The following is a 20616-nucleotide window of genomic DNA, read 5'->3' as shown; positions in this document are numbered from 1 at the left end:
AAAGCGAGAGTCAGGCCGTGCGACGGTGGGGAGCGGTGTCATTTCCCTGAACAAACACCATCCCCCTTGCCTGCCCGGCAAGGGGGTCATCTATGTCAAAGGGGGAGGGGATTAGGCGTTATTGGCTTGGGCTTCTTTCCACTTGGCTAACTCACGTTCGACTTCTTCATCAAATGGCACGGGGGACAACGCAGCATTCGTACCGAACCGGGCGGCGGCCGCTTCGGCTTCTAAGGCGATGACGCGCTCTTCCATGCGGGCGAAGCCGCGCAGCGCCTCATCGGCGGAAAACGAAGCGAGCGCCGTGTCGATTTGTTTCAACGCTTGAGCGGCGTTCACCCGCGCCGCGAGCTCGAGCTGCTTGGCGGCGAGTCCGTCGTACCGTTCGCGTAGTTGGTTCAAGCGATTGGCGACCTCAACTGTTTTCGCTTTGATGGCGTCGTATTGTTGTTTGTACGCCTCCAGCTTTTTCTCGTACAACAGTTTATCACGCAGCGCCAGTTTGGCGACCGATTCTTCGTTGCGCTCGAGCGCCAGTTTCGCTTGGCGGCTTCGTTTCTCAATGGTCGCTTCGGCTTGGGCGATGAGCGTCTCATAGCGCCGCTCGGCGACCCATTGTTGGGCGAGCGCTTGGCGGCCTTGTTCGAGTTGTTGCTCAAGCTGGCGCAAATATTGTTTCGTCATGGCAACGGGGTCTTCCCAGCGGTCAATTTGTTCATTCGCCTCAGCGAGAATAATCGTTTTGATCCGGCGAAAAATGCCCATGTTGTTTGGCCTCCTTTTGTATTGTTTTTTCCCATTCATCCAACCAATCGACGGGAACGGACGGCAGTGCTGGCGCCCATGCTTCGGCAATTGCCGTTTTTCGCGCTTGACGGCGCCCTAAGGTGTACACGGCGGCCAGCGCCAGCAAGATCAGCACCCATTTCGGCAAGATCGCAGCAACGCCTAAAGCGACAAGCGCCCAACCGATCCAGCGCTTCGACCGCGCCGCGGCGAGCCATATCGCCCCCGCGCCCACGAGCAAAAACGGAATGAGCCACCACATGAACAAACCTGCCATCATCCAGCCTTCGCGCGATCCCATGCCGAACTCTCGATGGTGATGTCCGAATCCATCGTGCACGCCGGCAAATGGAACGCCCGGACGGCCGTGCGCCATCACTTCATGCGGCGTCAGAACATGAAACGCGCTCCATCCAACGAGAGCAGCGAGCGCGATGAATAGGAACGTTTGTGCCTTTTTCACATCGTCACCTCCTTTTTTCGGCAGTGGACTGGCTTACGGTTTGTATTGTAGAGGGGGAAGGAGAAAATTAGGTGAAAAGCGAACATTTTTTTGAAGGATTTTTGAGTATATCATGAATAGGGGATCCGCCGCGAGATGGACGATGATTTTGACGGGCATCTGTTTTTTCTGACATTGTGGGGACGAAGGAGGGGAAGACGTGGTTCGGTCGTATGGGCTTGATGTTGGCGGCGCTTTGTTTTGTGTTCTTGTTTTCCTTTTTGTTTCCGACGTTTGATGTCGGATATTATGCGTACGGCTCGTTTCTCGGATTCGCCATCGGCTCGTTGATCGTCGGCTTGGCGAGAATTCGATGGAATCCGCATGCGCGGTTGGGTGGCGCTCTAATCGGTTTGTTCCTCATCATCGCGATCTCTGTCATCATCATCCGCCTGTTTCCCATCGAAATCCGAGATGTCGGAGACTTGGTCATGCCCTATGTCAATGCCATCGTGAATGCGTGTTTTTGTTGCAACTTGTTCTAGGGGCTGTATAATTTCACCGTATGTTTCTAAAATCTTTCCCGATTTTTTATCGACTAGGCTAAAGGATTTTTTATCTCGCTTTTCAGAATAACGTTTTGGCCAACACGACTAGCGATGGCAATCTTTTTTGACCATCGTTAGTCGTTCCGTATCATGTTAGACGTAGATGCTCTCATCCATGTCCATATCCGTCAAGTTCAGCGTTAAAAATCGCTCTATCCATACATAGTGTTTGTGCCATGGGATGAAGAAAAGAATATTTCTCATTTTAGGCATGGGACTGACTCAAAAGGAAATTCATTTGATATCAGAACTCACATTTCGCACCCTAACAAGGTCAAAACAAAGGATTTTTTATTTAGTTTTTCAGAATAACTTTTTGACCAACACAACGAGCGATGGCAATCCTTTTTTTACCATCGCTGGTCGTTCCGTATCACGTTACACGTAGATGCTCTCATCCATGCCCAATCCCTGCAGAATCCTTCGCTGATCAGGGGTAAGGGAGCGATCCAGTGAGCGTTGGATGCGCCCATCCGGCAGCTTGAACAGGACGACGTTCACATATTGAAACAGCTGAAAAATCGCCTGTCCCGTCGGCCGGGTCAGCTTGCGGCCTCCAGGACCCTTCAACGGGTGTTCTGGAGTAATAAACTGACGCACTCGGCGCTGAAAAACGCGGTAAATCGCCAAGGCCAACAGAAACAAATAGCCTAATACTGCGACCCGTTCTGGTTTTTTGACGTAAATCTCATCCGTGAAAAACGGATCTTTCAAAAAAGCGAAGTTCATTTCCACCGAGATCTGCCCTTTATACAGCTTCAAGATCTCTTGGGCATCCATGGGTTGGCCCTTCCATTCCTTCGGAACGGTCGTGACGAGGACAAACCGGGACGCTTTCCGTCTCGCCTGTTCCCACGCGTCTTGGTCGAATTCGACGTCAAGGTGCAAGAAATACAGCGTCTCCACCTCGGGTTCCGCCCCTTTTTTCGGCCGTCCGCGCCGTTTTTTCAGGCGTACGATCTCTTCGACCGCGGCCTCAACCCGATGAAACCGGGGGCGAAGGGACGCCTTGAGGGACGCCAAGGCTTGTTCGGCATCTTCCCGGCAGGAGAAGGGGTGACGCTCCCAACGGGCTTGTTCCTCGCGAAGAAGCTCCGCTTCTTTGGTTCGTTCTTTTTCAAGCGTCTTTCCTTTTCGCTGGTCGAGCGCGCTCGATTCAACAACGATCAGCCGAACGGGGTGGCCTTCATACGTCGAGGCCGTTTCCCATACCCGGTACGTGGCGCCGTTTCTCTCCGCCAACGTAAAGGGATCGCTCCACGTCGTGTCCTCAGCATCCGCTTCGGCCAGCGCGGTTTTCACGATCCGGAGCGACGAAGGGCCTCTGGTGATCAAAAAGGCGTTGGCCGCTTTGGTTTGCGCCAGGGTCTCTTTCGTCATCGCGGCGGAATCGGCCACGTAAATCCATTCGTCTTCGATTTTGGCCTGCTTCAGCTGTTCATGGACACGAGACAGCACCTCGGGATTCCATGTTTTATCGGGCAGGTTGCCATCGTGCACATCGCCGTAAAACGGGATGCCGTCCTCGTTGCCGACCAGTCCGAAACCGATCTGTTTTTGCCAACGATGATGGCGGTTGTAGCCATGTGTGATCTGCAAAGCCTCTAATGAGGCCGATTCATACGCGCCGTAAACCGTCTTGTCCGTCGTATCGGCGTGAAAGGCTCGGAGGGAAAGGCCTTCTTTGCGATAAATGTGAATCAAGCAAGTGCTGATCACCTTGTGAATATCGGCCTCATACAAGCGGTCGAGATGACGAGCCAAGGCATCGTCGTTCAACCAGGAAGGATGGAGACCGGGACGGATGAGTTTCTCTAGATCGATCTCCTGAGCCCATCGTTCCACGTGAACGAGGGCTTGCCGGCCGTCAAACATATTGTAGATGATGGCCTGAACGGCATCGCTGACTCGAGTCTGGCACTGTGGATCAACGGGAACGAGATGGTCAATCAATTGGGGCAGGCCCAGTTTCTTGAATAGGGCACTTATTATATTCAAATAATGATTGCGATAGACCTTTTTGACTTGAACGTTCATAAGAGAAAAACTCCTTTACGTTCCTTGTGTGTCAAGGATTCATTCGACATCGGAACGAAAAAATCCTCCCGATTTTCGTCGAGAGGGTGCGAAATGTGAGTCAGAACGAAAAAATCCTCCCGATTTTCGTCGGGAGGGTGCGAAATGTGAGGTGAAAAATAAAGCTTCTGAAGCATATTATGCCTCAGAAGCTTGTTCGACGGCTGTTGCAAATCGCCGGCGATGTTGCATCGTAAAATACGCCATCGTTCCAACCATCATGGCGACGATAAACAGTAGCAACTTACCGATGTTTTCCCACATAAATGAGAAATCGCCGCTTGAGATGACCGCTTTGAATCCGAAAACAGAATAGGTCATTGGGAGCCATGCGTTAAAATGCTGCAACGAACGCGGAATGAGCTCGAGCGGGAACGTTCCGGCGCTTGTTGTTAATTGCAAAATTAATACGACAATCCCAATAAACCGTCCCGGATCCCCGAAGGTTGTGACGAGAAATTGAATGACAGATAAAAAGGCAATGCTTGTGACAACGCTAAACAAGATAAAGAACGGAACGCTTTTCACTTGTAAGTCAAGTCCGTAAAGCAATACGCTATCGGCCAGAAGCGCTTGAAAAATCCCAACCCCAATGAGCACACCAAATTTTGCAAAAAACCAATGAAATGGCGAACGTGGAACCGCTGCTGGTTCGCGAAGCGGGAAGACAATCGAGAGTAAAAGCGCCCCAACAAACAAGCCTAACGACAAGAAATATGGTGTAAATCCTGTTCCGTAGTTTGGCACTTCATTCACTTTTTCATTTTTTACTTTCACCGGTTCTGCAAACATGTCGTATACGTCTTTATTTGCTTTTACGTCGCTTGCTTTTTTGGCCCCTTCTTTTAACTGATCCGCTAGTTCTTCTGAGCCGTCTGTCAGTCGATTCATACCATCTTGCAAATGCCTTGTCCCACTCGTTAATTCATTCATTCCGCTTGCTAGTTGCTGCGAACCATCCGCCAATTGATGGGCGCCGTCTTGCAGCCGATCAGCTCCTTGAGCAAGCACTTGCAGACCAGAGGTCAGTGTTTGGCCGCCCTTCGCGAGTTTGTCAGCTCCTTGTTCCGCTTCTTTCATTTTTTCGTGCAACGTGTTCATGCCTGCGACAAGCTTTTCTTGGCCGTTCAAGAGTGCATTGGCGCCATTGACAAGCTGCTGTTGTCCAGAAAGCAGTTCGTCGACCCCGCGGTCGAGAGCAATATGCCCTTCATGCAGCTGTTTCGCCCCGCTGTTTAACGACGCTGCTCCTGATTGTAATGCTTTGGCTCCATCGTTTAACTGCGCAATGCCGTTTTCGACTTGTTTGCTTCCGAATGATAATTTCTCAACATTTTCCTTTAGCCGCTCATACACCGCCTTTTGTGTCGGATCGGGGGTTTGAGCAATGAGTGCATCAAGCTGCGCCGCTAACTGTTCAAGCCCGCCTGTTACTTGGGTCGCCCCTGTTTGAACCCGAGCCGCCCCTTGTTGCCATTGCGCAAGCGATGATGCTAGCTTTTCGGCTCCCCCGCTTAATTGTTCCGAACCTTGCAAAAGCTGCGGCATGCGGGCATCGAGTGTTTGCATTCCTTCATATACGCGTTTTGCACCGGAAGCAAGATTTGCGGTTCCCTCTTGCGCCTGTTTTGCTCCGTCAAGCAGCTGCCCTTGCCCGTCGGCCATGTGTTTCATCCCGTTGTCAAGCATTTGAACCCCTGCTTGAACTTGCGTGGAACCATTGACTGCTTGATTCAATCCGTCAGTAAAGGCCATGGATTTTTCGGCAAGTGTCGCTAAATGATGATGCAAATCTTTGGATCCATCCTCCGCTTTTTTCATTCCATCATACAGTTTGTTTGTTCCATTTTTTGCCTCGCCGAGACCATCATGTAATTGTTTGGCTCCATCGCTCGCTTTTGTTAACCCGTCTGCTAATGTTTGAATGTTTTCAAACATATTTTCTGCGTACGTTTCCGTTAACGTTTTGGCTACTTCTGTTTTGATTTTTTCAACCGCTGTTCCGCCAATTTGGGCTGATAAAAAGTTAAATCCTTCATTGGGCTTGTAAATAAGTTGAAGTTTTTTCGGGTGATCGTCTTGCAACGTCGTCGCATTTTGTGAAAAATCTTCAGGGATTTGAATGAGCATATAGTACTTTTGTTCTTTTAATCCTTTTTCCCCTTCATGTTCGTTTACAAAATGCCAGTTAAACTGTTTTTTTTCTTTTAACTTTTCAACAAGATCATCGCCGAGATGAAACGCTTTCCCCTCAAACGTTGTCCCCTTGTCTTTGTTTACCACGGCGACAGGAAGTTCGTCCAAATGATCGTATGGATCCCAAAACGCCCATAAAAACATGCCGCTGTATAGAAGCGGAATAAATAAGACAGCTATAATCGGAATCAGTGTTTTCCGATTGGATGCAACTGCTTTCCATTCCTGCATCCATAATTGAAATGCACGCACATGCGGAACCTCCTTTTTAATAATATTGACCGATTTGTCCATTTAGTCATTTTTTGTAAAAAAGAGAAGGATGGTCATGGAGACAATCCTTTTTACCGATATCAGCCGAACCGTTGGGCAATCTTTTGTTGAAACAATGGTTCGCGTTCCTTCCCCCAATCAACGTTTAAAGTCATGTGCCATTCACTCTGATGAGTTGTTGCATCAATCATTTGTTTCTTTTTATCTAACAGGGGCGTTCATCTTTTTGACCAAATGGACGTTTCGGTCATTTCGTTTTATATCTTATCATAAACAATACCTGCATGCAATAAGCAGAAATGATTCATTCATGTTTGAAGTGCGATAAAATATAAAGCCCATCGTTCATCTATAAAATTTCCGATTTTCCGTTTTCATCTTCCATACAAGCTGAGTGTGAAACGTGGCGAGTAGCCAGCTGAATGCAAAATCAATTTCATCATGTTCAAAAAGAAGGCGCGCCTTGCCGCCTATCAATGACAGCGCGCCGCAAGATCTAAAAGGCTGGTGATTTAGTACAAAATGCTGCTAGTTCCATCTATTTCCCAATTAGAAAAACCTTGCGAAATCATCCTTCTTTTTTGGCGAAATGCCGCTGATTTGCTCGTGACAGCCGTTTTTCACCGGCCTTCTAAGCAGGCAGACGGACAAGAAACTCCGACCCTTGCCCGAGTTGGCTTTGGACGTGGATCGTGCCGCCGTGAGCCTCGACGATCCACTTAGCAATCGACAGCCCAAGGCCGTGGCCGCCTTGTTGGCGCGAGCGCGCTTTGTCGACGCGGTAAAAGCGGTCGAAAATGCGGCCGATGTCTTCCGGCGGGATGCCGATGCCGGTGTCTTTGACGGAAAGGAACACGTGCTTTGGCTCGGTGCGGATCGACAGCGTCACCTCGCCGCCTTCGGGGGTGTATTTGATCGCGTTGTCGAGCAAAATGTACAACAGCTGCGTCAATTTGTCCGGGTCAGCGGTGACGAGCGCTTGCTCGGGAGCGTGAAAATGCATCGTAATCTGTTTTTTCGCCGCCAGTTCCGACATGAGCTGGAACGTGCGCTCGGCGTGCGGGCGGAAATCGAACGTTTGTTTTGAAAGCTCCAGCGCGGCGTGTTTCGCATCCGCGCGGGCGAGCGTCAACAAGTCGTTCATCAGTTTCGTGATTCGCTTCAATTCGTCACGCAGGCGGTCGAGCAGGCGGCGGGCAAAGTCGTTTTTCATCACATCTTCCTCAAGCGAAAGCGCCTCGACGGACGAGAAGACGACGCTGAGCGGCGTCCGCAGCTCATGAGAGGCGTCGGCGACGAACTGGCGCTGCCGCTCGTACGCCTCTTCAATCGGTGCGAGCGCACGCTTGGACATAAAGAAGCTGAGCGCGACGCCGACGGCGAGAAACAAAACGGCCAAGCCGATGAGCACAATGAGCAGCCAATGGAACACGCCGAAAAACGACGTGACGTCCATGCCGATATACAGCATGCCCACGAAATCGCCGTGGATGACGAGCGGACGGGCGGCGGCGAGCACGCGCCAGTCGCGGGCCGCTTCGCGCGCGAGGCCGGGCATATGTTCCGGCAAAGAGACGCTCATGTAGACGGGAGCGCGCTCATTTGCCTTGAGATGGGACAAGGCGTTTAAAAAATACGGACGCAGGCGCGGGTGGACTTCATCCCCGGCGAGCAGGCCCCCGTCCGGGCCGATGACGTAAAAAAAGAGTTGGTCTTCGCTTAACAAAATGACATTTTCATCATCAAACAAGTCGAAATTGCTTTGCTTGAGCAGCACTTGTTCGATCGTATTCGCCTCTTGCTCGGCGAGGCGGCTGATGCGCCGCTCTTGGTCAGAGGTAGCGATCCAGTAAAACAAGGCCGCGGCGATCATGACAAACAAGGCGAGAAACAACGTGAAAATGCCGCTGTAGAGCGCCGTCAGCCGCCAATGGGCGCGGCGGAACAAGTCGGCGCTTCCTAGGCGGCGCAGCCAGTCGCGCCATTCCCTCCAGTTATTTTTCAATTTTATACCCCACTCCTCGAACGGTTTGGATGACATCGTCTTTCAACTTTTTGCGCAATAGCTTGATTGTCGCGTCGATCGTTTTCATTGACACATCGGCATCCCACCCCCAAACGCGGTCCAATATCGTTTCGCGCGGCACGACTTGCCCTTGGTTTTGCACGAGCAAATCGAGAAGCTGAAACTCGCGTGGAGTGAGGAAAATCTCTTCATCGCCGCGATGGAGCGTATGGCTTGTCCGGTTTAAGGTGAAGCCGTGAAACGCCACTTTTTCCTCTTGAAGCGGGACGAACGTGCGCCGGGCGAGCGCCTTGAGCCGCGCGACGAGCTCGTCGATTTCAAACGGTTTGACCAAGTAATCGTCCGCTCCCGCCTCAAGCCCGGTGACGCGGTCGTGGACGGCGTCTTTCGCCGTCAACATCAAAATCGCGCCTGTGTAGCCGTTTTGCCTCAACCGTCGACAAATGTCCACCCCATCGCCGTTTGGAAGCATCCAATCGAGCACGACGACATCGTAAAACTCCGCCATGGCGTAATCGTACGCATCTTCCCCTTCCTGCACCCAATCGATATGGTCGATGCCTTTCTTTTTCAATAAATGAACGATCAGCTCCCCTAGGTGAAGATCGTCCTCGGCCAGCAAAATTTTCATCGCCATTCCTCCCGTTCTGTCTCTCTTCCTTCTTAATCATATCAAATCGTTCGTGAAAAAACGGTGAAAACGCAGCCCATTCGCCGTGCAGATGACGGTTCTCTGAAAGAGAATTTTCACCATTTTTTCACCTTCCTTGGCTATCATGATGGACGAAGAGGAAAAGGAGGCAAACGGCGATGAGGAAAATGAGGAATTTGCATCTTTGGATTGGGCTGATCAGTTCGATCTTTTTGCTTGTTGAGGCGGTGACGGGGCTCCTTCTATCCGAGCCGTGGCTGATCGGCCAGGCGGAGCGCGGCGAGATGCACCGCGCCGCGCAGGAAAGAATGAACGCGTTCGGGGCGGGGCAGACGTCGGGAGCGGGGGCATCTACGGCCCCGATGGCACCGCGCGCCGAGGGAGGCGGATCGTCGCTCATGATGTTCGTCCGCCAGCTGCACGAAGGGAGAATCGGTTCGCTTGACATCCGCTGGGCGGTTGATGTCGCGGCGGTGGCGATGATCATTTTGACCGCGACGGGGATTTTCCTGTCGATCCGCACGCTCGCAGCGGGACGGAGGCGGAAGCAGAAGCGGATGACGCCAGCGCCGGAGACGACATAACGTACGCAGGAAGGGATGAAACGATGCATCAGAACAACCGAAAGAAACAGCGACGCTGGTCTTCTCTTTATGCAAGGCCGATCGATGTCGGTGGCATCGTCGTATTTCGCCCGCCATTTCACTGCTTGGCGGCCATTCGCACAAAAATGTCGTATATGCGATTAGGGATCACGAAGGAGGAGATGAGCCATGGACATGATGCCATTTGAACCAACCCCAACGCCAGAACCGAAACGCCGCGGCCGCTTCGTATCGTGGCTCGCCGCTTCCGTCGCAGGGGCGGTGATTGGGAGCGCGGCGACGTGGTATGTGGCGCCGAAATGGATGCATGAAGAAACGAATTCCCAAACGGAAACAGCGGAAACGACCGCAAAAAGCGAGGCGCTGCCGCTGCAGCCGACGGCGAACGTCAACACGAACATGATCGCCGCCATTAATAAAGTGGCCGATGCGGTCGTCGGCGTCGTCAACATTCAAAAGCAAGTCGACTTTTTCTCTGATCAAGCACAAGATACGGAAGCGGGGACGGGGTCGGGTGTGATTTTCAAAAAAGAAGGCGATGCGGCCTACATTGTGACGAACAACCATGTCATTGAAGGGGCGAACAAAGTCGAAGTGGCGCTCGCGAACGGGAAAAAAGTGAAAGCCGAGATCGTCGGCGCGGATGCACTCACCGACCTCGTCGTCTTGAAAATCCCTGCTGAAGGGGTGACGAAAGTGGCGAGCTTCGGCGACTCGTCGAAGGTGAAAATCGGCGAGCCTGTCGCGGCGATCGGCAACCCGCTCGGCCTTGACTTGTCGCGGACGGTGACGGAAGGGATCGTCAGCGGCAAACGGACGATGCCTGTTTCGACGTCAGCGGGGGATTGGGAAATCGACGTCATCCAAACGGACGCCGCGATCAACCCGGGCAACAGCGGCGGAGCGCTCATCAACAGCGCGGGGCAAGTGATCGGCATCAACAGCATGAAAATCGCGGAAACGGGCGTCGAAGGGCTCGGCTTTGCCATCCCGAGCGAAAACGTCAAACCGATCGTCGAGCAGCTGATGAAAGATGGGAAAATCAAACGCCCGTACCTTGGCGTCCAGCTTGTCGATGTGGCGGATTTGTCCGATGACGTCCGCACGAATGAATTGAAATTGCCGTCGAACATCACAAGCGGGGCGGCCGTCACGTCCGTCGAACCGTTCTCCCCAGCCGCCGAGGCCGGATTGAAATCGAAAGACGTCATCACGGCGATCAACGGGGAGAAAATCGACAGCGTCAGCGCGTTGCGCAAATATTTGTATACGAAAACAGCGGTCGGTGATCGCATCAAACTGACGATCTATCGCGACGGGTTTGAGACGACCGTATCGGTTACCTTAAAAGCGAGAGACAGCAGCCAGTCATAAGAAGACATCGCCTCTTTTCCAGCGAATCGGCGGGGAAGGGGCGATTTTTTGTGGATCCAACAAAAGCGGGTCTGTGTCAGTGGTCCCATGTTGTCTTAGGATGGCAAGAAACGGCTGCATGTCCACAAGCAAGTGTGTGTACAATGGGGAGTGCCCATGACTGAAACCGCAACGCCGCTCGGAAGACTGTTGCGTGGGAAGGGCCATGTTGGCTGTTGACTGAAGGCAGCCAAGCGCTACGGGACGGATGTTCCGAAGATTCTCTCACATCTATCTACACGCAGATAAGAAAGTGTTAGAGATTTTTGATTTTTATGAACCCGTGGTGCTAGATAAAACTCAGACAAGCATAAAAATAGCCCTTGCTGGCGGATCTCCAGTAGAATGAAAGTGTCACCCAACATTCGAAAGGAGAGATCCCCCATGCAAGAGCACTTTCATTTTACTACAGATCCAGCCAAACTTCAAAAACAATATGCCGCTAGAGTCAGTCAAGACTTTGTGGAGAACATTTTTTCGGTTCACTACGGGTGTTGTCAATCACTAGTTAGCGAACCATTTTCAGGAATTGATATCGTAAGCGCTTTCGGACTCTCATCCCTCATCTTGAGGCGATGATACGATATTCCATTTTTTTACACCCAACCACCATCCCGGAGCGCCGACAACGCTTGATGGATCGGCGTCCCGGATGACCGCTGCAGACACGGTAGATTCTGACGCACCACATCTGCCCATAACCGTCCGGCCTTCCGTTTGGCCTGTTCGATCCGCTTGGACTTTGTTGAGGCCGAGACGGCCGACTGGGGCTCTTGCTCCTCCCACCGTCCCTTTCTCCACCCGATCCCGTCGATTCGGGCTGCCATCGCCCTCAGAAACGCCCGAAGCCCTTGGTCTTTCCAGCTGCGGCGGGATTTCACCCGATGCGCAAACCGGCTCATCACGCTCTCGGCGTGGCCCATCGGACGCATGCCGGTCGTCTCCACCCCTTGCTCCGACAGCCACTCCCGATAGTCCCGGATGCATCCCGGCATCGACTCGATCCGGCGGATCATGGCAGCCATCTGCTTCTCTTTCGCTTCGTCCTCCAACGTGCCGACCGCGCTGTTCAGCTCCACGAGAAGCCCCTCTTCGTCTTGTTTCGCCAGCTTCTTCCGCACCTCCCGCCAACGCGAATGGCCGGACAGACACTGACGCAACTCCCGCGCCACATGAAATCGATCCAGCTGAAAGCACGCCCGCTTCCCAAAATACTCCCGGCAGGCCGTGATCCACGACGCCGCGTCGCCGTTGATGATCAAAAGGTCCCGGCACGGATCATAGGCATATTCGTTCATCAGCCACTCTTCAAACCGTTCCCACACGTCTCCCTCCCCTTCATGGAGGTAGTGGCGCCGGTTCACGAGCTCAAGCTGCGAACCGTTTCGTTTCCATCCCTCGTGAATCGCCAGGATTTTCTCTTCTTTCGCCCGTTTCCCTTTCCCCTGGCGGGAAATGAACAGCCCATCCGCCTCCACAAACAGCACTCGGCCGTGCCGTTGGGAAACAGGGTGGTGCAGCGAGACAGGGGCCTCCAGCACCAGTTGGCGAATCGCCTCGTGGCTTAGGACCGCATACCCCACGATCGACTCCAACGTACGGGCCGCTTTGCGGTAGGAAGAGCACTCTACGGCCAACTCGACCGCCGTTTCCTCGAGGCAAGGGCTGATCGACTGCGCTCCATCAAAGCCCAGTTCGGCATCCAGCAAGAAGGTATACGCCCCCGCCTGCCGATCATAGTAGTAGTTCCGTCGAAACGTCACTTCTCCAAACAGCGTTTGGATCGTGGTCGGCCGTTTGTCTTTCAGCTGATACCGGCGCTTGTCCCGCGCTTCCGCCAGTTGTTGATCAATCTCCTCCAAAAGGGCCGCCAACAAGACAGCGAACACCTTTTGAAGAGTTCTGACTAATTGTTCCTCCAGCTCTTTTAATAAAGGCCATTCTGTGGTAAGATGTTTCATGGACTCTCTCCCTCCTGTTTTCGGTTGATGTTGACAATCACCATCATAGCAGGGAGAGAGTCCTTTTTGCATGACATTTGCTTTTTTCTACCGCGCTTCGCTTGGTGGCCCCGACGAGCGTCGCGAACAAAAGTTCGCAACCCTCGTCGGGGATCATTTCGGAATGTCACCCACAAATATTTTACTCACACATGCCGCTATTTTCTGTTTTGTTTCTGCCCAACTGTCGTTGATTCAAATGTATCTTCATCGCCGCAACCGTCACTTGGTCAAGCAAGAAGACGAAGTGGTCATGGCGGTTCACCTTTTGGGGAAGCTGCTGGGCTTTTCTTCCGAACGAGCCTGGCATCGTTTTGTCACGGGAAATTTGTTCACAAACGGCTCGTTTCTTGAACGCTCCCGATACAACCGCCGCTGCCGAGCGCTTGGTTTCGCCATCAAATGGATCCGTCATGAGCTGGCGAAACGTGGCCAACACCATGCTTATGCGGTCGTCGACAGCTTGCCTCTTCCGTTGTGCCATCCCGCAAGAATGCAGCGCGTCAAGCGATTTCGAGGGATCGCGGATATGGGGTATTGTGCTTCCAAAAAGCAATGGTACTACGGTTTCAAGCTGCATCTTCAAGTGACCAATCAAGGGCTGGCCATGGGCTATGTCGTGACGGAATCGTCCTGCCACGACGTCAAAGCCGCTGAAACGGTGATGACTCAAATCCCTCATCCCTACAACTTTGGGGACAAAGGGTACATCAGCCACGCTCTTCGAGAAAAGCTGTACGAAGAACACCAAGCCGCGTTCTGGACACCGTCTCGACACAATCAAAAGCACGGCCCATCCAAGGCATGGGAAGAATGGATCAGGAAAAAACGCAAAGTCATCGAGACGGTGTTTTCGATTCTCGTAGACCAATACCGGATCACCGACATTCGAGCGAATTCCATGGCCGGGTTTGAAGTGGCACTCGATGGCATCTTGTTGGCTTATTCCTTGGTCACACTAGGGCTGGTTGAGCGCTGACGCTCAACTAGCACCACGGGTTTATGAACATATTACTATACTTTAAATGGTAATAAAGACTCTGTTTTTTTTTTTTTTTTTATTTCTAATAAAATTTCAATTGTTAAAATATAAAATTAAAGGAGGTATTTGTATTTTATGAACAAATCTTTCCTGCTTTCTTCGATTGTAGCTTTAGGCCTCATTGGCACCTCAGGAGTTCCGATGGCGTACGCTCAGGTGGATGCGCAAGTGAATAAGGCGAAGATCCAAATCGAACAAGAGATGGAAAAGAAACAACGAGAAGAGCGGCAAGAAATCATAAATTTAATCAATGAACCTGTTGATCAAGAAGCCGTGAAGAAAGAAATAGAGTGGATGAAAAAGAATGCTCCTGACAAGTATAATCAAGTTATTAGCGGGCAACAGGCAAAAGGGGTATCAGCATTAGCATCAAGTGGTGCCTTAGGAACTAATGGGGACATCTTAATTACTTATGATAGTGAAAGTTCTGGATGGAATCATGGTCATGCTGCCATTGTCCGTTGGGATGGTGAATATATAATTGAAGCATGGCCAGGTGAAGGAGTCCGCTACTACGTTAACAACTGGAAAACACGTTGGAAAACATGGAAAGGACTTTGGGTGAAAGGGGCAATGGGAGAGGATTATACATCAGCACAGTCATACGCTAGAGCACAAATCGGTGAGCCGTATAGTTTAACAGCCACAAAAGGTCAATCATCAAAATGGTATTGCTCGTTGCTCGTGTGGAAAGCGTGGGAGAATCGAGGATTTGATTTGGATGACGATGGAGGCATCATCGTGACCCCGTCTGACTTGGATCAAGACTCTGAGACAATAACCTATGCTAGCAGCAACTAAAAGAGCGGACGGAGGATATTTCAATGTGTGTGTAGAAGGGTATACCATCCAAATAACGGTTATGCCCTTCTATTTTTATCCGTTCATCCCCGCAACTTGAAAACATTACGGAGGGAAAAACGTGGATTTACTGACTTTGAGGGTGTAAGCAAAGCGTGTTGTGAATTTGAGCAGTTGCTTCATCATAGAGGGGGTGCAAATCTTTCTGCAAGGAAGGAAACGTTCTCGATTTCATAGAACTCACATTTCGCACCCTCTCGACGAAAATCGGGAGGATTTTTTCGTTCCGATGTCGAATGAATCCTTGACACACAAGGAACGTAAAGGAGTTTTTCTCTTATGAACGTTCAAGTCAAAAAGGTCTATCGCAATCATTATTTGAATATAATAAGTGCCCTATTCAAGAAACTGGGCCTGCCCCAATTGATTGACCATCTCGTTCCCGTTGATCCACAGTGCCAGACTCGAGTCAGCGATGCCGTTCAGGCCATCATCTACAATATGTTTGACGGCCGGCAAGCCCTCGTTCACGTGGAACGATGGGCTCAGGAGATCGATCTAGAGAAACTCATCCGTCCCGGTCTCCATCCTTCCTGGTTGAACGACGATGCCTTGGCTCGTCATCTCGACCGCTTGTATGAGGCCGATATTCACAAGGTGATCAGCACTTGCTTGATTCACATTTATCGCAAAGAAGGCCTTTCCCTCCGAGCCTTTCACGCCGATACGACGGACAAGACGGTTTACGGCGCGTATGAATCGGCCTCATTAGAGGCTTTGCAGATCACACATGGCTACAACCGCCATCATCGTTGGCAAAAACAGATCGGTTTCGGACTGGTCGGCAACGAGGACGGCATCCCGTTTTACGGCGATGTGCACGATGGCAACCTGCCCGATAAAACATGGAATCCCGAGGTGCTGTCTCGTGTCCATGAACAGCTGAAGCAGGCCAAAATCGAAGACGAATGGATTTACGTGGCCGATTCCGCCGCGATGACGAAAGAGACCCTGGCGCAAACCAAAGCGGCCAACGCCTTTTTGATCACCAGAGGCCCTTCGTCGCTCCGGATCGTGAAAACCGCGCTGGCCGAAGCGGATGCTGAGGACACGACGTGGAGCGATCCCTTTACGTTGGCGGAGAGAAACGGCGCCACGTACCGGGTATGGGAAACGGCCTCGACGTATGAAGGCCACCCCGTTCGGCTGATCGTTGTTGAATCGAGCGCGCTCGACCAGCGAAAAGGAAAGACGCTTGAAAAAGAACGAACCAAAGAAGCGGAGCTTCTTCGCGAGGAACAAGCCCGTTGGGAGCGTCACCCCTTCTCCTGCCGGGAAGATGCCGAACAAGCCTTGGCGTCCCTCAAGGCGTCCCTTCGCCCCCGGTTTCATCGGGTTGAGGCCGCGGTCGAAGAGATCGTACGCCTGAAAAAACGGCGCGGACGGCCGAAAAAAGGGGCGGAACCCGAGGTGGAGACGCTGTATTTCTTGCACCTTGACGTCGAATTCGACCAAGACGCGTGGGAACAGGCGAGACGGAAAGCGTCCCGGTTTGTCCTCGTCACGACCGTTCCGAAGGAATGGAAGGGCCAACCCATGGATGCCCAAGAGATCTTGAAGCTGTATAAAGGGCAGATCTCGGTGGAAATGAACTTCGCTTTTTTGAAAGATCCGTTTTTCACGGATGAGATTTACGTCAAAAAACCAGAACGGGTCGCAGTATTAGGCTATTTGTTTCTGTTGGCCTTGGCGATTTACCGCGTTTTTCAGCGCCGAGTGCGTCAGTTTATTACTCCAGAACACCCGTTGAAGGGTCCTGGAGGCCGCAAGCTGACCCGGCCGACGGGACAGGCGATTTTTCAGCTGTTTCAATATGTGAACGTCGTCCTGTTCAAGCTGCCGGATGGGCGCATCCAACGCTCACTGGATCGCTCCCTTACCCCTGATCAGCGAAGGATTCTGCAGGGATTGGGCATGGATGAGAGCATCTACGTGTAACGTGATACGGAACGACCAGCGATGGTAAAAAAAGGATTGCCATCGCTCGTTGTGTTGGTCAAAAAGTTATTCTGAAAAACTAAATAAAAAATCCTTTGTTTTGACCTTGTTAGGGTGCGAAATGTGAGATAGAATATTACAACCACCATGGATGGAAGGGGATTCAACATGGGCCCAAGTGCACCGCTATGGATGTCAATGTTGTACTACCTCATGTGCACCGCGACGTTGCTCGCCGGTGTGGTGATGCTGGTGAAAGGAACGGTTCGCCGCTTGTATTCGCTCGTTGCAGTGATCGCAGTGCCGCTCTTTTTTCTGAACAATTTTCACACGATCGCCAGGGTCGGTGTCGATCCGTTCGACTATTGGCAGCAATCCCTTATCGAAGGGCAATGGTGGGCGTGGCTGTCGCTTGCGTTGTTCCTTTACATCGTATGGTACTGGGGATTGCTTGTCCAGCGCATAGGAGGTAAAAAGGAAGGGCAGGCTTGGTGGAAGCGGCAGAGATGGATATGGGTTGTGCTGGCTGCAGCCGCGCCTGTCATCGTATATTGGGTGCAGAACATTGACAATTCCGTTGTCTCCTCGGTGCGGACGTACGAACCGTCCAACGCTCATTTGCCGCACGGTCCGTCAGCGCGTATTTTCTTTTTGTATTCTCACCCGTTGGAGCGGGAGTCATATATCGTGGAGGCGGACGAACATCATGTGCGCAAAGTGGTGACGCTGAAAGCAGTTGGAATCTCTCACCTTTCGCCCGCTTCTTCAACAAAGGAACTGTTGTTGTGGTCCGATTATACAGGAAAGTATGTGTATCGACTAAATCCAGACACATGGACGGTTGTCGATCAAAAGCGGTCTCCAGCCCTCTTTCCTTTGCCTCATTGGAGGGAGAGTGGGATATTCGTTCGCTGAACCAAGATGTAAAAACCAATAAACTAGAAGTAAGAAAAGAGGGAAAATTGTTATTTTCTAAACGATTCCCTCCCTACGTTCTTCAAGTTTTGCACGTAGCGCCGTATTTCTATGTGTTCGCCGATGTGATTGAAAAGGAACAAGGCGTATTGTATGTGATCGATCAACGCGGTGAGGTCGTGAAAGAAATTCCGTTGCTCACTTCCTCCGCCCGATCGATGGCGGCTTTCCGCAACTACCTTGTCATCGCCACGAAACCTCGTCTCACAATCATTGATCCGCATTCATGGCGAGTGACATATTGGGACATGGGGCAAGAGGAAACACGATTCGATCAGCTCCAAGTGAAAGGAGACGCGCTGTGGGTGAGCTATGTCCAGAGGGAAAAGTCGGGGTGGATTGCTTTGAACGATCAGTTCAAGCTGATCGAAAAGCATGAACTGCCTTCTGTGTACTGGGAAGCACGGTTTCACGGCGATTATGTGTATATATTGTTCGAGCCGCAGGAGGGGAACAAGGCGGACAATGCAGGAGAAATGAACATCTTCCAGCTGCGTACGGCCCAACTTGCCGCCAAGTTTACTGTGCCGAAACAAAAGCACAACTTGCAGACATTTTACGTGATGGATGAAATACAATGATAGTGCAGGAGATGACGGCAAGGGGGGAGAGGGACATACAATTCCGAGACTATGAAGAATTTTGGCCGTTCTATTTGACCCAGCATCGCAAACGAGCGACGCGGCGCTGGCATTTTGTCGGAACGAGCTTTGTCTTTTTGTTCATCATCATCGCGGCTGTAACGGGAAACGCATGGTGGCTGCTTGGCGCGCCGATTGCCGCCTACACGCTCGCTTGGTTCAGCCACTTTTTCATCGAAGGAAACAAACCCGCCACCTTCGGCCATCCGCTTTGGTCGCTTCGAGCTGATTTTCACATGTACGGGCTGATGCTTGCGGGACGCTTGGGGCGTGAGCTTGAGCGGATTGGGCTTTCAGAGGATCGGGATGTCAGCCAAAATGGATAAGAATCACGTTGAGAGGCCTTTCTCCCGACTGATTTCTTCTATCAGTGATTGTCGTCGATCCTCAAGGCTTTTGAGGGATCGAAGGACGACGACAATCCGGGATGAAATATCAGGGAGAAAGGCCCTTGTCCCCGCATTACTTCTTCATTTGTTCAATCTTTTCAAGCGGCAGCCCGGTCAGTTCATGAATCGTGTCGGCATCATATCCTTTTGCCAACATTCGTTTCGCAACATCCATCTTTGCTTTTTCCATTCCTTTCTCCATTCCTTTCTCCATGCCTTTCTGCTCGTATGAAACGATGAGTTCCATGACTTTGGCAGCCTCCTTCTCCTCCATTGTATTCACCTCATTTCGCAGTCGGATTTCTTCTTCATCCGATAACCGCAAATATGTTTCGAAAAAGCCGAACAACAGACGCTGTTTCGCCTCATCGAGCTCGAGGCGGGTGAGCATGCGCAAAAATTCCTTTTTCACTTCCACCTTCTCATCTTCATTATACCCCATTTTGCTTAACAGGGCGGCGGCGACCGGGTTGTCATGGCGGATGTACTCGCGCCACGGGAGTTTGCGCAATTCGATGGCCAAAAAACGGAAATCGAGAACAGCCCAAAACGGAAACTCCACAGTGAAAGAGGAAGGTTCATTACGGATGGCGTCATAGCTGAAGATAGCGATCGGAAGAATACGGCGGCGGTGTTTTTGAAATAAACGGCTGAAATAAATGAACATTCGCTCCGAAAAAGCGGGTTGGATGTAGCTTTGGTGTTCGATGTGGACAATGATCAGTCCATCTTCCCCTTTTAGCTTTGTCTCGATCAATAGATCGACTCGATGTTTTTCCCCTGCAGTAACATCAGTCAACACTTCTTCTGATAAAAAGGAAAGATGGTTAAAGTCAACATGCTCGTATACGCGCGGGAAGAAGAGGAGAACGAATTCTTCAAAAAACGTGCTTAACAACTCTTTAAACAGGCGATCATGGTCAATGCGCGTTTCTGACATGGTCTCCCTCCCTATTTATTTTTAGACTCCCATTATTTTATTCGATCCATGCAAGGCAAAATCCTGCCTGATCACAGCTTTTTCACAGAAGTTTTTTGTTCGAAGACAGGAAATAAGAGAAATGCTGTCGAATTTTGATGCTGATGGAAAAATGATGAAACCAACTGATGCTTCGGCCGTATGAATCATTGACGGGAAAGGAGGGGAGGGGGATGTGGTTCGGTCATCCGCCTGAAGTCGTATACGGAGCGGTGTTGGTGGTCAGTGCGCTGCTGACGGTGTTGTATTTTTTCTTCAGCGACGTGCTTGACGGCCTGTTCGATGTAGCCGATCATCCGCTGTTCAGCCCGCAGCTAGTTTTATCGTTTTTCATTGTTGGCAGCGCGGTCGGATTGCTGGCGGAATGGTACACAGACTGGGCATCGAGCTTGGTTCTGTGGCTTGCCATCGGTGTGGCGCTTGTTGCTGTGTTGCTGTTGCACTTTTTCGTTTTTTTGCCGCTCCGCTCGGCCGAGGCGTCGCTTGGGTATACGGACGCCGATTTGGAGGGGGCGCTTGCTAAAGTGATCGTCTCGGTGCCGCCTGACGGGTTGGGCGAAATTCTCATCTCCCGTAAAAGCGGCGCGGTGGCCAAAGCGGCGAAAAGCGCAAATAATGAGGCCATTCCGTCAGGGGAAGAGGTCATCATCGTACAAATGGAAAACGGCGTCGCTGTGGTGGCGAGGCACGATCCGTATCACCTTTCCATCTAAA

18 protein-coding genes and 1 pseudogene are annotated in these 20616 nt (G+C 51.4%); 11 read left to right on the top strand and 8 right to left on the bottom strand.

Annotated elements, in window-relative coordinates; all coding sequences use genetic code 11:
• Positions 1-111 precede the first annotated feature (111 nt).
• Both ACVX3G_RS00810 and ACVX3G_RS00805 read right to left on the bottom strand, forming a co-directional pair.
• A complete protein-coding gene (locus tag ACVX3G_RS00810) occupies positions 112-765 on the bottom strand; it encodes a PspA/IM30 family protein (RefSeq protein WP_014194812.1) in 654 nt (217 codons plus the stop codon).
• On the bottom strand, positions 725-1249 hold the full coding sequence (locus ACVX3G_RS00805) for a hypothetical protein (protein ID WP_014194813.1): 525 nt from the start codon (positions 1247-1249) through the stop codon (positions 725-727). The genes ACVX3G_RS00810 and ACVX3G_RS00805 overlap by 41 nt, the downstream gene beginning before the upstream one ends.
• A 212-nt stretch (positions 1250-1461) precedes the next feature.
• Here ACVX3G_RS00805 and ACVX3G_RS00800 point away from each other — a divergent pair, with 212 nt between their 5' ends.
• Positions 1462-1773 carry a hypothetical protein gene (locus tag ACVX3G_RS00800; protein WP_014194814.1) on the top strand — a complete coding sequence of 104 codons (312 nt, stop codon included), beginning with the start codon at positions 1462-1464 and terminating at the stop codon, positions 1771-1773.
• Positions 1774-2214: 441 nt separating this feature from the next.
• Here the strand turns inward: ACVX3G_RS00800 and ACVX3G_RS00795 are convergent, their stop codons facing one another.
• The 4 genes from ACVX3G_RS00795 to ACVX3G_RS00780 all read right to left on the bottom strand — a co-directional run bounded on the left by ACVX3G_RS00795 (position 2215) and on the right by ACVX3G_RS00780 (position 9038).
• The gene (locus ACVX3G_RS00795; protein ID WP_014194949.1) at positions 2215-3873 is read right to left on the bottom strand and encodes an IS1634 family transposase; all 1659 of its coding nucleotides are present in this window, start codon (positions 3871-3873) and stop codon (positions 2215-2217) included.
• A 177-nt stretch (positions 3874-4050) separates the two neighbouring features.
• Positions 4051-6360: a YhgE/Pip domain-containing protein gene (locus ACVX3G_RS00790; protein WP_014194816.1), complete on the bottom strand. Its 2310-nt coding sequence runs from the start codon at positions 6358-6360 to the stop codon at positions 4051-4053.
• A gap of 652 nt (positions 6361-7012) precedes the next feature.
• On the bottom strand, positions 7013-8386 hold the full coding sequence (locus ACVX3G_RS00785) for a sensor histidine kinase (protein ID WP_014194819.1): 1374 nt from the start codon (positions 8384-8386) through the stop codon (positions 7013-7015).
• A complete protein-coding gene (locus ACVX3G_RS00780; protein ID WP_015373859.1) occupies positions 8376-9038 on the bottom strand; it encodes a response regulator transcription factor in 663 nt (220 codons plus the stop codon). Before ACVX3G_RS00780 ends, ACVX3G_RS00785 begins: the two co-directional genes overlap by 11 nt.
• A 167-nt stretch (positions 9039-9205) precedes the next feature.
• On the opposite strand from ACVX3G_RS00780, the pseudogene ACVX3G_RS00775 reads away from it, so the two are divergent.
• The 3 genes and pseudogenes from ACVX3G_RS00775 to ACVX3G_RS00765 form a co-directional block, all read left to right on the top strand.
• A pseudogene (locus tag ACVX3G_RS00775) lies at positions 9206-9643 on the top strand (PepSY-associated TM helix domain-containing protein); the annotation flags it as partial.
• A 23-nt stretch (positions 9644-9666) separates the two neighbouring features.
• Positions 9667-9852, top strand: a complete 186-nt coding sequence (locus ACVX3G_RS00770; RefSeq protein ID WP_014194822.1) for a hypothetical protein — start codon at positions 9667-9669, stop codon at positions 9850-9852.
• On the top strand, positions 9833-11038 hold the full coding sequence (locus tag ACVX3G_RS00765) for a S1C family serine protease (protein WP_014194823.1): 1206 nt from the start codon (positions 9833-9835) through the stop codon (positions 11036-11038). The genes ACVX3G_RS00770 and ACVX3G_RS00765 overlap by 20 nt, the downstream gene beginning before the upstream one ends.
• Before the next feature lie 635 nt (positions 11039-11673).
• Here ACVX3G_RS00765 and ACVX3G_RS00760 read toward each other — a convergent pair.
• Positions 11674-13038, bottom strand: a complete 1365-nt coding sequence (locus ACVX3G_RS00760) for an ISLre2 family transposase (RefSeq protein WP_014194571.1) — start codon at positions 13036-13038, stop codon at positions 11674-11676.
• Positions 13039-13201: 163 nt separating this feature from the next.
• Between ACVX3G_RS00760 and ACVX3G_RS00755 the strand changes: the two genes are divergently transcribed.
• From ACVX3G_RS00755 to ACVX3G_RS00730, 6 genes are all read left to right on the top strand, one after another.
• A complete protein-coding gene (locus ACVX3G_RS00755; RefSeq protein WP_464314349.1) occupies positions 13202-14056 on the top strand; it encodes an IS982 family transposase in 855 nt (284 codons plus the stop codon).
• Between the two features lie 138 nt (positions 14057-14194).
• A complete protein-coding gene (locus ACVX3G_RS00750; protein WP_021322237.1) occupies positions 14195-14920 on the top strand; it encodes a YiiX/YebB-like N1pC/P60 family cysteine hydrolase in 726 nt (241 codons plus the stop codon).
• 339 nt (positions 14921-15259) lie between these two features.
• A complete protein-coding gene (locus ACVX3G_RS00745) occupies positions 15260-16918 on the top strand; it encodes an IS1634 family transposase (RefSeq protein WP_014194949.1) in 1659 nt (552 codons plus the stop codon).
• Between the two features lie 168 nt (positions 16919-17086).
• Positions 17087-17833 (top strand): hypothetical protein, encoded by a 747-nt coding sequence (locus ACVX3G_RS00740; protein WP_014194826.1) that lies wholly within the window; start codon positions 17087-17089, stop codon positions 17831-17833.
• 125 nt (positions 17834-17958) lie between these two features.
• On the top strand, positions 17959-18474 hold the full coding sequence (locus tag ACVX3G_RS00735) for a hypothetical protein (protein WP_223812544.1): 516 nt from the start codon (positions 17959-17961) through the stop codon (positions 18472-18474).
• On the top strand, positions 18471-18860 hold the full coding sequence (locus ACVX3G_RS00730; RefSeq protein ID WP_011229842.1) for an Mpo1-like protein: 390 nt from the start codon (positions 18471-18473) through the stop codon (positions 18858-18860). The genes ACVX3G_RS00735 and ACVX3G_RS00730 overlap by 4 nt, the downstream gene beginning before the upstream one ends.
• Before the next feature lie 136 nt (positions 18861-18996).
• On the opposite strand, the gene ACVX3G_RS00725 is transcribed toward ACVX3G_RS00730, so the two are convergent.
• Positions 18997-19863, bottom strand: a complete 867-nt coding sequence (locus tag ACVX3G_RS00725) for an Rpn family recombination-promoting nuclease/putative transposase (RefSeq protein ID WP_011229843.1) — start codon at positions 19861-19863, stop codon at positions 18997-18999.
• A 212-nt stretch (positions 19864-20075) separates the two neighbouring features.
• Here ACVX3G_RS00725 and ACVX3G_RS00720 point away from each other — a divergent pair, with 212 nt between their 5' ends.
• On the top strand, positions 20076-20615 hold the full coding sequence (locus tag ACVX3G_RS00720; RefSeq protein WP_011229844.1) for an NfeD family membrane protein: 540 nt from the start codon (positions 20076-20078) through the stop codon (positions 20613-20615).
• Position 20616 lies beyond the last annotated feature (1 nt).

The organism is Geobacillus sp. PLS 41, from assembly GCF_056494105.1.
This window is presented reverse-complemented; position numbering and strand designations above follow the sequence as displayed.